This window comes from Kribbella soli, from assembly GCF_004331345.1.
GTDB lineage: Bacteria > Actinomycetota > Actinomycetes > Propionibacteriales > Kribbellaceae > Kribbella > Kribbella soli.
On the sequence record NZ_SJJZ01000004.1, the window covers coordinates 412,000 to 425,919 of the forward strand.

Annotated in this window: 11 protein-coding genes; 9 read left to right on the forward strand and 2 right to left on the reverse strand. The window is 68.8% G+C overall.

The genetic code is table 11. The annotated features are described in order from the left end of the window. The first annotated feature begins 135 nt into the window (after positions 1-135). The 9 genes from E0H45_RS32800 to E0H45_RS32840 all read left to right on the forward strand — a co-directional run bounded on the left by E0H45_RS32800 (position 136) and on the right by E0H45_RS32840 (position 11,617). Positions 136-1,539, forward strand: coding sequence for an amidase (locus E0H45_RS32800; RefSeq protein ID WP_238155468.1), 1,404 nt, complete (start codon positions 136-138; stop codon positions 1,537-1,539). Beyond that, positions 1,530-2,531 carry a Gfo/Idh/MocA family protein gene (locus tag E0H45_RS32805; protein ID WP_131344655.1) on the forward strand — a complete coding sequence of 334 codons (1,002 nt, stop codon included), beginning with the start codon at positions 1,530-1,532 and terminating at the stop codon, positions 2,529-2,531. Before E0H45_RS32800 ends, E0H45_RS32805 begins: the two co-directional genes overlap by 10 nt. Before the next feature lie 8 nt (positions 2,532-2,539). Next, positions 2,540-3,937: an alpha,alpha-trehalose-phosphate synthase (UDP-forming) gene (locus E0H45_RS32810; RefSeq protein WP_131344657.1), complete on the forward strand. Its 1,398-nt coding sequence runs from the start codon at positions 2,540-2,542 to the stop codon at positions 3,935-3,937. Continuing rightward, positions 3,924-5,345: an FGGY family carbohydrate kinase gene (locus E0H45_RS32815; protein ID WP_131344659.1), complete on the forward strand. Its 1,422-nt coding sequence runs from the start codon at positions 3,924-3,926 to the stop codon at positions 5,343-5,345. Before E0H45_RS32810 ends, E0H45_RS32815 begins: the two co-directional genes overlap by 14 nt. A 205-nt stretch (positions 5,346-5,550) precedes the next feature. After that, positions 5,551-6,819, forward strand: a complete 1,269-nt coding sequence (locus tag E0H45_RS43460; RefSeq protein WP_131344661.1) for a sensor histidine kinase — start codon at positions 5,551-5,553, stop codon at positions 6,817-6,819. After that, positions 6,722-7,402: a response regulator transcription factor gene (locus tag E0H45_RS32825; protein WP_131344663.1), complete on the forward strand. Its 681-nt coding sequence runs from the start codon at positions 6,722-6,724 to the stop codon at positions 7,400-7,402. The genes E0H45_RS43460 and E0H45_RS32825 overlap by 98 nt, the downstream gene beginning before the upstream one ends. Positions 7,403-7,483: 81 nt before the next feature. After that, complete coding sequence (locus E0H45_RS32830; protein ID WP_131344665.1) at positions 7,484-9,658, forward strand: MMPL family transporter; 2,175 nt, start codon at positions 7,484-7,486, stop codon at positions 9,656-9,658. A gap of 45 nt (positions 9,659-9,703) precedes the next feature. Then, the gene (panD, locus tag E0H45_RS32835) at positions 9,704-10,120 is read left to right on the forward strand and encodes an aspartate 1-decarboxylase (RefSeq protein WP_131344667.1); all 417 of its coding nucleotides are present in this window, start codon (positions 9,704-9,706) and stop codon (positions 10,118-10,120) included. A gap of 48 nt (positions 10,121-10,168) precedes the next feature. Then, positions 10,169-11,617 carry an aminopeptidase P family protein gene (locus E0H45_RS32840; RefSeq protein WP_131345901.1) on the forward strand — a complete coding sequence of 483 codons (1,449 nt, stop codon included), beginning with the start codon at positions 10,169-10,171 and terminating at the stop codon, positions 11,615-11,617. On the opposite strand, the gene E0H45_RS32845 is transcribed toward E0H45_RS32840, so the two are convergent. Further along, positions 11,614-12,339, reverse strand: coding sequence for an aspartate/glutamate racemase family protein (locus E0H45_RS32845; protein WP_131345904.1), 726 nt, complete (start codon positions 12,337-12,339; stop codon positions 11,614-11,616). The two genes, E0H45_RS32840 and E0H45_RS32845, sit on opposite strands and share 4 nt — an antisense overlap. Positions 12,340-12,344: 5 nt before the next feature. Next, entirely contained in the window at positions 12,345-13,874 is a 1,530-nt protein-coding gene (locus E0H45_RS32850) for an NCS1 family nucleobase:cation symporter-1 (RefSeq protein WP_131344669.1), read from the reverse strand. Between the last annotated feature and the right edge of the window lie 46 nt (positions 13,875-13,920).

Consider the following 13,920-nt stretch of genomic DNA (forward strand, 5'->3'; position numbering starts at 1 on the left):
TGTGCGGTCGGTGATCGTCCGTCCGCGTGCCACTCTACGTGCTGAACAACAGCGATGTCATTCACCGCTCGGACGACACGAAGCGTGTCGCTGACGAGACAACCGGACCTCCGTAACTCTGGCAGGATCTTGAGGGTGAGCTCAACTCTTTCCAGCGTGGCGCTGGTGGAGGAGCTGCAGGGGCGGATCCGTGAGGTCGACCCGTCGGTCAACGCCATCTGCACGCCGAACCCCGCCGCGCTCACCGAAGCCGCCCGCCTCGACACCGAGCGTGACGAGGGGCGGGTCCGTGGGCCGCTACACGGCGTACCGGTGCTGGTCAAGGACAACATCGACACCGCCGACCTGCCGACCACGGCCGGCTCGCTGGCCCTGGCCGACCAGCCACCGCCGCCCGCCGATGCCCCGCTGGTACGGCGGCTGCGCGAGGCGGGCTGCGTGATCCTGGGGAAGACGAACCTGAGCGAGTGGGCGAACTTCCGCGGCTCGGCGTCCTCGTCCGGCTGGAGCGCGTACGGCGGCCTCACCCGCAACCCGTACGCGCTGAACCGCTCGGCCGGTGGCTCCTCGTCCGGCTCCGGCGCCGCGGTCGCTGCGGGACTGGCCGACTACGCGATCGGAACCGAGACCAACGGCTCAATCGTTTGCCCGGCCGCGCTGAACGGCGTTGTCGGCCTGAAGCCCACAGTCGGACTCGTCCCTCAGCAGGGCATCGTCCCGATCTCACACTCGCAGGACACCGCCGGGCCGATGACGAAGACGGTCAGCCAAGCGGCCACGCTGCTCTCGGTCCTCACCGGCGGCCAGACGGACTACATCGAGGCCTGCCGCGGCACGGACCTCAGCAACGTGCGCATCGGCGTACCGCGCGGTCCCCTGTGGGGCTACTCGAACGGACTGGACCAGGTCACCGAGCGGGCGCTGGAGCTCCTCAGTCAGTGCGGAGCCACGCTGGTCGACCACCTGTCGTTGCCGACACCAGGTGGTGACGAGGACCAGTTGCAGGTGCTCGCTCACGAGCTGAAGGTCGACCTGGCGGCGTACCTGGCTACCCGTGCTCCTGGCGGCCCGGAGACGCTGGACGACCTGATCGCGTTCAACAAGAAGCATGCGGACCAGGAGCTGCAGTGGTTCGGGCAGGAGCTGTTCGAACGAGCTGCTGCTACAGACGGCCTCAGCTCCCCCGTGTACGTCGCTGCGCGCCTGACCGCACTGCGCGCCGGCCGCGACGGTATCGACAACCTGCTCCGCGACAACCAGCTCGACGCGCTGGTGTCCCCGGCGTACTCACCGGCCTGGGCGATCGACCTGGTGAACGGCGATCACGTGCTCGGCAGCTCCTCATCGCACGCGGCGCTGGCCGGTTATCCGCTGCTGTCCGTCCCGTCCGGAGTGGTCTCCGGACTGCCGGTCGGACTCACGATCAGCGGTACGGCGCGAAGTGAGGTCACGCTCATTCGCTTGGCGCACGCCTTCGAAACCGCGAGAATCGTTGCAGACGGACCGTTCCCGACCCCGGAGTTCACACAGTGGGCATAGATCGCGTCAGGTGGGGAATCGTTGCGACCGGCAACATTTCGACCCAGTTCACCCACGATCTCGGGCTGCTCCCGGACGACGCCGTCGCGACCGCGGTGGCGTCCCGTTCCCAGGACAGCGCGAACAAGTTCGCGGCCGAGTTCGGCATCCCGCACGCGTACGACGACTTCCGCCGGCTGATCGACTCCGGCGAGGTCGACGTGATCTACATCGGTACGCCGCATCCGCAGCACTACGCCATCGCCCGTACGGCGTTGCAGGCCGGCATCGCCGTACTGTGCGAGAAGCCCGTCACGCTGACCGCCGCGCAGGCCCGGGACCTGATCGCGGTCGCCGCCGAGCACAACACGCTGTTCGCCGAGGCCATGTGGATGCGCACGAACCCGGTGATTCAAGCGCTCTTCAAGGATCTGGCGAGCGGATCGATCGGCGAGCCGCAGCAGGTGGTCGCGGACTTCGCGTTCTACAAACCTTCATTGCCGGTTCGCCTGCTCGACCCGGCACTCGGGGGAGGCTCGCTGATGGACGGCGGCATCTACCCGATGACGTTCGCCTACCTGGCGCTCGGTCGCCCGGCGGAGGTGAAGGCAGTCGGTTCGCTCAACGACGACGGCGTCGACCTGAACGTCGCGATGGCCTGGCGGTACGAGTCCGGCGCGGTCGCCGCGCTGACCTGCGGCCTGCGGTCGCAGAACCCGTGGGTCGCGTCGATCAGCGGCCCGGACGGAAACCTGCAGCTTCCGCACCGTTTCCACCATCCCGAGTACTACGTGCGCACGACCGCTTCCGGAGCGGAGCGGATCGACGTACCGACGCATGGCCGTGGGTACCACTACGAGGCAAGCGCAGTGATGGACTCGCTGCGTGCGGGGGCGATCGAAGTACCTGCGTTGCCCCACGCCGCCACCCTCGAGATTCTCGACCTGCTCGACGAGACCCGGAGACAGATCGGGGTCCGCTACCCCGGTGACGACGACGACCTGAGTGGATGACGCTGAACATGCCGAACGGTAGGAGTTCCTTCGTAGTGGTGGCCAACCGGCTGCCGGTCGACCGGACCGAGATGCCCGACGGCAGTACGGCGTGGCGGCGGAGTCCAGGCGGACTCGTCACGGCACTGGCGCCGGTGATGCAGGGGCACCACGGGGCCTGGATCGGCTGGACCGGGAGCCCGGACGAGAAGGTGGATCCCTTCGACAACGACGGCATGCATCTGGTGCCGGTGATGCTGTCGGCCGAGGACGTGCAGCTGTACTACGAGGGTTTCTCCAACGCCACGCTCTGGCCGCTGTACCACGACGTGATCGTGGCGCCGGAGTTCCACCGCGAGTGGTGGGAGTCGTACGTCGCGGTGAACCGGCGGTTCGCGGAGGCCGCCGCGGAGGCCGCCGACGACAACGCGGACGTGTGGGTGCACGACTACCAGCTGCAGCTCGTCCCGGCGATGCTGCGCCGGCTGCGTCCCGACGTACGGATCGGGTTCTTCCTGCACATCCCGTTCCCGCCGACCGAGCTGTTCGCGCAGATGCCGTGGCGCCGGCAGATCCTGGACGGGCTGATGGGCGCGGACCTGGTCGGCTTCCAGCGGCCCGGCGCGGCGTCGAACTTCGCCCGGCTGGCCCGCAACCGGATGGGCCTGCGGACCCGCGGGGACCGGATCCATCTGCCGGACGACCGGATCGTCCGGGCGAAGGCGTTCCCGATCTCGATCGACGTCAACGAGCTGGAGAAGCTCGCCCGCCAGCCGGAGACGACGGCCCGTGCGGCCGAGATGCGCGAGGAGGTCGGCAACCCGACGCACATCCTGCTCGGCGTCGACCGGCTCGACTACACCAAGGGCATCCGGCAACGGCTGCGGGCGTTCGGTGAGCTGCTGGACGAGAAGCGGATCTCGGTCGACGACGCGGTGTTCATCCAGGTCGCGACGCCGTCCCGGGAGCGCGTCGAGCAGTACCGGGTGCTGCGCGACGAGATCGAGCTGCTGGTCGGCCGGATCAACGGCGAGCACGGCCGGATCGGTACGCCGGCGATCAACTACCTGCACACGACGTACTCGCGGACCGAGATGGCCGCGCTGCTGCGGGCCGCGGACGTTGCGGTCGTGACACCGTTGCGGGACGGTATGAACCTGGTCGCCAAGGAGTACGTGTCGACGCGGTACGACGACACCGGCGCGCTGGTGCTGAGCGAGTTCGCCGGAGCCGCGGACGAGTTCCGGCAGGCGTTCCTGGTGAACCCGCACGACATCAACGGGATGAAGGACACGATCGTCGACGCGATGAACACCGATGACCGGCAGCTCGGCCGCCGGATGAAGGCGATGCGCAAGCACCTCGCGGCGCACGACGTGAACATCTGGGCCCAGAACTTCCTGAAGGCCTTGCATGACGAAGACTGACGAGCATGTCCTCGCGCTGGACCTCGGTACGTCGTCCGCGCGGGCACTCGTTCTCTCTTCGGAAGACGCCGCACCGATCCCCGGCGCACTCGCACGGCACAAGATCTCCCCGACGTACGGCCACGACGGCTCTGCGACACTCGACCTGCACGAGTACGTCGAGGGCCTGCTCGGGTGTCTGGACGAGCTCGAGCAGAACGGTCATCTGGACGGCATCGGCGCGATCGTGCTGTCCTCGCAATGGCACTCGATCGTTGCTCTGGACAACAAGGGCGCTTCTCGGACGCCGGTGATCACGTGGGCCGACACGCGCTCGGTCGATCTCGGTCTAGGTGCGTCGTTCGACGAGCAAGCGTTCCACGCACGCACGGGCACCTGGCTGCACCGGCTGTACTGGACCCGCCGGATCCCGTGGCTCCTCTCGGACGACTCCCCGGCCGCCTTCGCCGGCCTGCCCGACCTGGTGCTCGAGCGGCTGACCGGCGAACGCGTCACGTCCGTCTCGATCGCCTCCGGGACCGGCACGCTGGATCTCGCGACCGGTGCGTACGACGACGAGGCGCTGGAGATCGCGGGCGTGACGGCCGACCGGTTGCCGCCGATCGTGCCGACCGGCTGGACGGGCATCTTGTCCAAGGAGTACGAACGCCGCTGGCCCGGGCTGGTCGGCGTACCCGTGCATCCACCGACCGGCGACGGCGCCGCATCCAACGTCGGGACGGGCGGGTACGACGCCGGCGTCGCAGCGGTGACCGTCGGTACGTCGGCCGCCGTACGCGTCGTGCACCCGATCGAGAACGCGCCAGAGCTGCCGTGGGAGCTGTGGCGGTACCGGGTCGACGACAAGCGGGCCGTGACCGGTATGGCGTTCTCGGCCGCCGGGAACCTGCACGCCTGGCTGACCGGCGTACTGCGGCTGGAGTCCGACGAACCGACCGACGTCGAGATCGGGGCAACGCGCGCGATCGCGATCCCGTTCATGGCCGGCACCAGGCCGCCGGCCGTGGTGCCCGGCGGATCCGGCGTCTACTTCGGCCTGTCGTTCGACGACAGCCCCGCCGACCTGCTCGCGGCAGCACTCCAAGGCGCGTCACTCGAGATCGACCGCGGACTGCGGATCCTCGACTCGCTGTTCGGGCAGGAGTTGGAGGTCGTCCTGGGCGGCGGCGGGATCGACGCCTCCGAGTGGTGGCGCCGCTGCCTGACCGCGACCTTCGCCCGCCCCACCACGGTCTGCGCGGAGGCTGAGGTCGGCGCCCGCGGGGCAGCCGCAGTCGCGCTCGGCCTGTCACCCGACCCGGGCGGAGAGCACCTGACCCCGGTCCCGGACGAGGTGTCCCGCGTCGCCGACCTCCGCCCACGCTACGGGGCGTTGCGGGACCTGGCCGTGCAGGCATCGTCGATCTGACCTCGAAACTTCGAGCCGGATGTGGTCGGCAGCGCAGGCAGAACCCGCCCGAATCGCGGGTTTCAGCGCTCGAAGTCAGGGTTCTGCCTGCATAGCCGTCCACTGACAACCGCTGGGTACACCCCCCAAGTACTGCGGTTGCGGTACTGCGGGGATACTGCCGCTGGACGAGGTGGTCCGACGGGCGGACACGTATTGTGAAGAGATGGAACGGCTCACGCGGTTCTGCCGTGCCTTGGCGCAGCACCCGTTCGCGCTGGACCTTGCTCTCGCCCTCGGGATCCTGCTGATCAACCTCCTGGTGCCGGGTGGACGGCACGTCGGTGAGCGGATCCAGCTGAACCAGACTGTGGTGGTGCTCGCCGTCGCCGGTGCGGTCGCGATCACCTTCAGGCGGCGGGCGCCTCTGCTGGTCCTGGCGATCACGACCGTGATCACCACGACGTTCGTGATCACCGAACAGGGCAAGAGCCCGATCGTCGTCTACATGGGCGTTGCGGCCTACACCGTCGTCCTGTCGAAGGACCGGCCGATCCGCTCGATCGCGGTGACCGCCACGGCGCTGCTCAGCTTGCTCGCCGAGGCGATCTTCGTCGGCGGTGATGTCCTCGACAACCTCGGCCTGACCTTCTTCGTGCTGTTCTCGGGAGCGATCGGGGAAGCGGTACGGTACCGGCGCGCGTACCTGCTGGAGCTCGAGGAGCGCGCGGTGCGGGCCGAGCAGTCGCGGGACGAAGAGGCTCAGCGACGGGTGATCGAAGAACGGTTGCGGATCGCGCACGAGCTGCACGACGTGATCGCGCACCACATCGCCTTGATGAACGTGCAGTCCGGGGTCGCGGCGCATGTCCTCCGGACCCAGCCGGACGAGGCCGAGCGGGCTCTGGCCCTGGTCCGGTCCGGCGGGCGCACGGTGTTGCAGGAGCTGACCGTCCTCCTCGGCGTACTGCGCCGCTCCGGCTCACCGCTGCCCACCGCGCCAGCTCCGTCGCTGAGCGACCTGAGCGCGCTGATCCACTCGTTCACCGCGGCGGGCGTCGAGGTCGGCTGGACGCCACCTGCCGGCTTGGGCGCACTCCCGGACGTCATAGAACTCACGGCGTACCGCATCGTCCAGGAGTCCCTCACCAACGTCCTCAAACACGCCCCCGGCGCGTCGGCGGAGGTTCAGCTGATCAACCGGTCCAGCGCGTTGGAGATCACCGTCACGAACGGACCTGCCCTACCGCACGTGGCGGGCACAGAGGGCGGTGGGCATGGGTTGGTGGGGATGCGGGAGCGCGTGAACGCGGTCGGTGGGGAGCTGCGGGTGGGGCCTGCGGCGGGTGGCGGGTTCGCCGTACATGCTGTGCTTCCTCTGGAGACAGGAGTTGTGGGTGACGATCAGGGTGTTGCTGGCGGACGACCAGACGTTGATCCGGAGCGGGTTCCGCGTGCTGGTCGGATCGGCGCCGGACCTGCAGGTTGTCGCTGAGGCGTCGAACGGGCGGGAAGCGGTCGAGCTGGCGCGGTCCGAGCGGGCCGACGTGGTGCTGATGGACATCCGGATGCCCGAGGTCGACGGCCTCGCGGCGACCCGGATGATCACCGCGGACGAGGCGCTCGCCGGCGTGAAGGTACTGATCCTGACCACGTTCGAGGTCGACGAGTACGTGTTCGACGCGATCCGTGCGGGTGCCAGCGGCTTCCTCGGCAAGAGCGTCGAACCGGCCGAGCTGATCGACGCCATCCGCGTGGTCGCCCGCGGCGACGCCCTGCTGTCCCCGAAGGCCGTCCGCGGCCTGATCAACCGCTTCCTCGCCGAACCCTCCCCCGGCAACCCGGTCGGCCCGACGGTCCTCGACGTCCTCACCGACCGCGAACGCGAGATCGTCGGCCTGGTCGCCCTCGGCCTGTCCAACGACGAGATCGCCGAGCGCCTCGTCCTCTCCCCGTCGACGGCGAAGACCCACGTGAACCGGGCGATGGTGAAACTCGACTGCCGCGACCGCGCGCAGCTCGTCGTACTGGCGTATCAGACCGGCCTCGTGCGTCCCGGCGTACCGCAGACGCAGTAGCCGGTACGGCGAACGCGGTACGGCGAGAAGCCCACCGGGAGCAGACGCGAACGACGGCCGTACGCCGGGAGCATCGGTCGCATGGCTACGTACCTCTATCGGCTCGGCCGATTCGCGTTCCGCCGGCGCCGGTTCGTACTCCTGGTATGGCTCGGACTTCTGGCTCTCGGGGCCGTCGGCGCCGCAACGCTGTCCGGCCCGACCGCCAACGGATTCTCGATCCCCGGTACCGAGTCGCAGCGTGCCGCGGACCTGCTCAACGAACGCTTCCCGCAGGCCGGCGCCGACGCCGGGACCGCCCGGATCGTCTTCCAGGCGCCTGCCGGCCGGAAGCTCACCGAAACGCCGCCGGTGCAGCAGACCCTGGACCGGCTCGCGGCCGCACCACAGGTCGCCCGCGTCGTCGACCCGTTCAGCGCCAAGGCGATCTCCGCCGACGGCCGTACCGGCTACGCGCAGGTCACCTTCAAGGTCACCGCGCAGGAGGTCACGCCGGAAGTGCAGGAGGCCATCGCCTCCGCCGTCGAACCGGCTCGCGCGGCCGGATTCACGGTCGAGTACGGCGGCGACGCGCTGCAACCGCAGGGCGAGCAGCAACTCACCGAGGTGATCGGTATCGGCGTGGCTGCCGTCGTACTGCTGATCACCTTCGGCTCGCTGATCGCCGCCGGCCTGCCGTTGCTGTCAGCAATCATCGGGGTAGGCCTCGGGGTGACCGCGATCTCGGCCATCAGCGGTTTCGTCGACATCGGATCCGGTACGCCGATCCTCGCGCTGATGATCGGCCTCGCGGTGTCGATCGACTATGCGCTCTTCATCATGTCGAGGTACCGGCATGAGCTGAGCACCGGGCTGGAGCCCGAGGAGGCAGTCGGCCGAGCGGTCGGCACCGCCGGCTCTGCCGTGGTCTTCGCCGGTCTGACCGTGGTGATCGCGCTGGCCGGACTGTTCGTGGTCGACATCCCGTTCCTCACCCAGATGGGCCTGGCCGCCGCGTTCACCGTGGTCATCGCGGTCGCGATCGCACTCACACTGCTGCCGGCGCTGCTCGGGTTCGCCGGGCGGCGGGTGCTCGGCGGCCGGATCCCCGGTCTGCGCGGTGGCGATCCGGAAGCGGCCGGACGGACGACGATCGGCCGCCGCTGGGCAGGCTTCATCACCCGGCGCCCGTTGGCAGTGCTGGTGGTGACCGTGATCGGGCTGGGCACGCTCGCGATCCCGGCGACCGATCTCGAGCTCGGGCTGCCTGACGACAGCACCGCCGCGCCTGACTCGAGTCAGCGCAAGGCGTACGAGCTGCTCTCCGAGGGCTTCGGTCCCGGGTTCAACGGGCCGCTGATGGTGGTCGTGGACGCCGGTGCATCCACGAATCCGCGTACGGCGGCCACGGCGACCGCAGCCGCCGTACGCGCGCTGCCGGACGTGACGATGGTGACGCCACCGGTCTTCAACCCGGCCGGAAACACGGCGTTGCTGACCGTGATTCCGTCGAGCGGCCCGAGTACGCAGCAGACGAAGGACCTGGTCGAGGCGATCCGGTCGATGCCCGACCAGGATCGCGCCGAGGTCGCGGTCACCGGGGCAACTGCGGTCAGCATCGACATCTCCGACAAGCTCGGCGACGCGCTGGTGCCGTACCTGTCGCTGATCATCGGGCTGGCGTTCCTGCTGCTGATGCTGGTGTTCCGCTCGATCCTGGTGCCGTTGAAGGCGACGCTCGGGTTCCTGCTGACCGTCGTGGCGACGTTCGGCGCCCTGGTCGCGGTCTTCCAGTGGGGCTGGCTGGCCGGGCTGTTCGGCATCTCGGGACAGACCGGGCCGGTGATCAGCATGCTGCCGATTTTCCTGATCGGGGTGGTGTTCGGGCTCGCGATGGACTACCAGATCTTCCTGGTGACCCGGATGCGCGAGGAACACGTCCACGGCGCCGCACCGCGGGCGGCGGTGGTCGACGGGTTCGCGCACGGGGCGCGGGTGGTGACCGCGGCGGCCGTGATCATGACCGCGGTGTTCTCCGGGTTCATCCTGTCCGGCGAGACGCTGATCCGCGAGATGGGCTTCGGCCTGGCCCTCGCGGTCGCGATCGACGCGTTCGTGGTCCGGATGACCGTCGTACCGGCGGTGATGGCCCTCCTCGGCCGCCGCGCCTGGTACCTCCCCGGGTGGCTCGACCGCCTCCTCCCGAACGTCGACGTCGAAGGCGACTCCCTCCGCCGCCGGCCGGCGGTCGAACGGGAAACTGAACCGGTTGGGTGATGGCGGCCACTGACAGGAACCGGATTGGCCCGGATCATGGCCGCCATGTGGCGGGAAATGATGAAGTCGAAGGTGCACCGGGCCAAGGTGACGCAGGCCGATCTTGACTATGTCGGATCGTGCACGCTGGACGCGGCCTTGATGGAGGCGGCCGACCTGCTGCCCGGCGAGAAGGTGGACATCGTCGACATCACCAACGGTCAGCGGCTGTCGACGTACCTGATCGAAGGGCCGCGCGGGTCCGGGATCGTCGGTATCAACGGGGCCGCGGCGCACCTGATTCACCCGGGTGACCTGGTGATCCTGATCGCGTACGGGATGTTCGACACCGCCGAGGCGAAGGCCTTCGAGCCGAGCGTAGTCTTCGTGGACGAGGACAATGCGATCACCCGCATCGGTTCCGACCCCGCCGAGGCGCTGCCCAACAGCGGCACGCTTCGAGGGGACCAACTGCACCCGTAGCCACGACCGGCGCCACCACCGCCGCGCCGAGAAGAGGACTGGTCGATGATGACCGACACCACCGCGCCTGCCACCCAGGATGCTGCGCCGAAGACGGCTTCGCACGACAACGAGCCGAGCCCGAAGCTCCGCGCCTTCATGAATTCGGGCTGGGCGGACTCCGAGCGGCACGACCTGTCACTGAGTGACGTCGGTGTGTGGGCGGCGAAGCGCCGCGACGCGCTCTCGCAGGCGTTCCCGGGCGAGCGGCTCGTGATCCCGGCCGGCACCTACAAGGTCCGCTCGAACGACACCGACTACGTCTTCCGCCCGCACACCGACTACGTGTGGCTGACCGGCAACCAGACCTCCGACGCGGTGCTCGTCCTGGAGCCGAACGGCACCACCGGCCACGACGCGGTGCTGTACTTCCGCCCGCGCGCCGACCGCTCGCAGGGCGAGGAGTTCTGGCGCGACCGGATGTACGGCGAGCTGTGGGCAGGCCGGCGCCCGTCGCTGACCGAGACCGCCAAGGAGTTCGGGATCGAGACGCGGCACGTCGACCAGTTGGCCGACGCGCTGAAGAGCGACGTACCGACGCGGGTACGGCGCGACGAGGACGAGTCGATCGCGGCGCTGTTGAGCGGCGCCCGGATCGACCAGCTCAAGGACGGCGAGTTCGCCGCGACGCTGTCCGAGCTGCGGCTGGTCAAGGACGCGTACGAGCTCGAGCAGCTGCGGGACGCGGTCGCGATCACGCACCGCGGTTTCTCCGACGTACTCGCCGAGATGGACAAGGTCCGGCAGTACGGCGAACGCTGGATCGAGGGCACGTTCTGGCGCCGGGCCCGTGCCGAGGGCAACGACGTCGGGTACACGTCGATCGCCGCGGCCGGTCCGCACGCGACCACGCTGCACTGGATCGAGAACGACGGCCCGGTGAACGACGGCACGCTGATGCTGCTCGACATGGGCGTCGAGAACCGGCAGCTGTACACCGCGGACATCACCCGGACGCTGCCCGTGAACGGTGAGTTCACCCCGCGCCAGCGGGACCTGTACCAACTGGTGCTGGACGCGCAGAACGCCGGGATCGCAGCGCTCACGCCGGGGGCGAAGTTCCGCGCCGGCCACGAGGCCGCGATGGAGGTCATCGTCCGCGGCCTGGACGCGATGGAGCTGCTGCCGGTGTCGGCCGAGGAGGCGCTCGACCCCGAGAGCCGCCTGTACCAGCGCTACACGCTGCACGGCGTCAGCCACATGCTCGGCCTCGACGTCCACGACTGCGCCGCGGCCCGCAACGAGAACTACCGCCAGGGCCCCGTCCAGCCCGGCTACGTCCTCACCGTCGAGCCCGGCCTCTACTTCCAGTCCGACGACCTCACGGTCCCCGAGGACCTGCGCGGCATCGGCATCCGCATCGAGGACGACATCCTGATCACCGACGGCGCTCCGGAAAATCTCTCCGAAGCCATGCCCCGCACCATCGAGGGCATCCAGGACTGGATGGCTTCCTAACCCAGACCGACGCTGAGCCCCACACCCTCGGAGCGGGGGTGTGGGGCGAACTCGCCGAGTTTGCCTGTCCTGAGCCGCATCCGGACCAGCATCTCGACAGTGGCAGTCGCCGCTGCCACGCCGTCGATGACACTCACTCCGAGCGCGGTCGACAGGTCGTGACACAGGTCGGCCATGCCCGCGCAGCCCAGCACGATGGCATCCGAACCGTCGAGTGCGAGCGCCTCCTCACAGGCACGGAGGATGGTGGCCCGGGCGTGCGGATCCGTCTCCAGGGCGAGGACCGGGATCTCGCACGCGTGGATCCCCCGGCACTGCCGCGCGACGCCGTACTCCTCGGTCAGGTCGTGCGCATGGCCGACGGTCCGGGCCAGGGTGGTGACGACGCTGAACCCGCGGCCCAGGTACGACGCCGTACGCATGCCGGCCTCGGCGATGCCGACGACCGGTCCGCGGGCGAGTTCCCGCGCCGCTTTCAGTCCCGGATCACCGAAGCACGCGATGACGTACCCGTCGTACCCGGCTGATTCACCGTCCGCGATCTCCTGGAGCAGGCCTGGTACGGCGAGAGCGTCGTCGACGTGGCTCTCGATGGCAGCCGGTCCTTGGCGCGGGCTCACCGCGTCGACGGTGACACCCGGACCGGCGACGGCCCGGGCGCACTCGCCGATCAGGGCGGTCATCGACGCGGTGGTGTTGGGGTTGATGACCTTGATGCGCATTGGTGTCACGCCACCTGCTCAGACCGCTCGGACTGCTCCGCCCCGACGCCGGCCTGCCTTGCGAAGATCGTGTAGACGGCGAAGCCGACACCGCAGCCGATGAACCAGCTGTAGTCGCTGATCCAGAGGCCCTCGCCTACCCAGCGGGGCACGAGGACCGACGCGACCGAGACCAGACCGGCGAGAATCACGGACCGGACGGCGACGGGGTTGTAGCCCTTGCGGTAGTAGTACGCGCCGTCCTTGTCGAGTGTGAACAGGTCGTCGACGACCACTTTCTGCCGGCGGATCAGGTAGAAGTCCGCGATCAGGATGCCGAACAGCGGGCCGATCAGCGCACCGAGGATGCCCAGCGTGTAGTGGATCGCCGTGTCGTTGTTGTACCAGTTCCACGGCGTCAGGAGCACCGAGCCGACGGCCGCGATCATGCCGCCCATCCGCCAGCTGATCTTCTGCGGGCTGACGTGCGAGAAGTCGAACGCCGGCGAGATGAAGTTCGCGACGATGTTGATGCCCACGGTCGCGGTGACGAAGGTGGCCGCGCCCAGCAGGATCGCGAAGGTGCTGTCGATCCGCTCCACGGTCTTGATCGGGTCCGTCAGAAGTTCGCCGTACACCGGAACCGTGGCGCCCGCGGTGAGCACGGTGAGCAGCGAGAAGAAGACGAAGTTGATCGGCAGGCCCCAGAAGTTGCCCTTCCGCACGCTCTGGAAACTGCGGCCGTAGCGGGCGAAATCGCCGAAGTTCAGCATCGGGCCGGAGAAGTACGAGACGACGAGGGCGATCGCGCCCAGCATCGTGCCGATCGTGGCCCAGCCGGACAGACTGTGGTTCGACAGGTTGAGATCGATGGTGAAGTCGGACTTGACCAGCAGGTAGGCGCAGAGCAGCAGCATCGTCACGTAGACGGCCGGACCGGCCAGGTCGATGAACTTCCGGATGCTCTCCATCCCGCGCCAGAAGAGCGCGGCCTGGGCGACCCACAGGATCGCGAAGCTGACGTAGCCGAGTACCGAGAGCCCCAGGAAACCGTGCACATCCGCCTCCGCCCACGGGCCGAGGCCGGGCCAGAGCTTGAGGAAGACGATGTTCAGCGACTCCGCGGCCAGGAAGGTCTGTACGCCGTACCAGGCGACAGCGATCAGGCCGCGAATGATGGCGGGGATATTCGCGCCCAGTACGCCGAAGGAGACCCGGCTGATCACCGGGTACGGAACTCCAGTGACCTGGCTCGGTTTCGCGACCAGGTTGCAGAAGAATTGCACGATGCAGATTCCGGCGATCAGGCAGACGAATACCTGCCAACCGGTCAGGCCGAGCGCGAACAAGCTGCCCGCGGTGAGATAACCGCCGACGCTGTGCACGTCGGACATCCAGAACGCGAAGATGTTGTAGCTGCGCCAGGTCTGCTGCTTCAGCGGCGCGAGGTCCTCGTTCGTCAGTCGCGGATGGTAGTCGCGCTGCGTGGCGTGGGCCTGCGACGGATAGCCGGCCGCTTCGACGATGTCACCGGGCGCGCGGGGTTCGGGCACCATGCTGTACTCCTCCGGCCTGGGCCGCGGGCGGATCGCGCGACCAGTG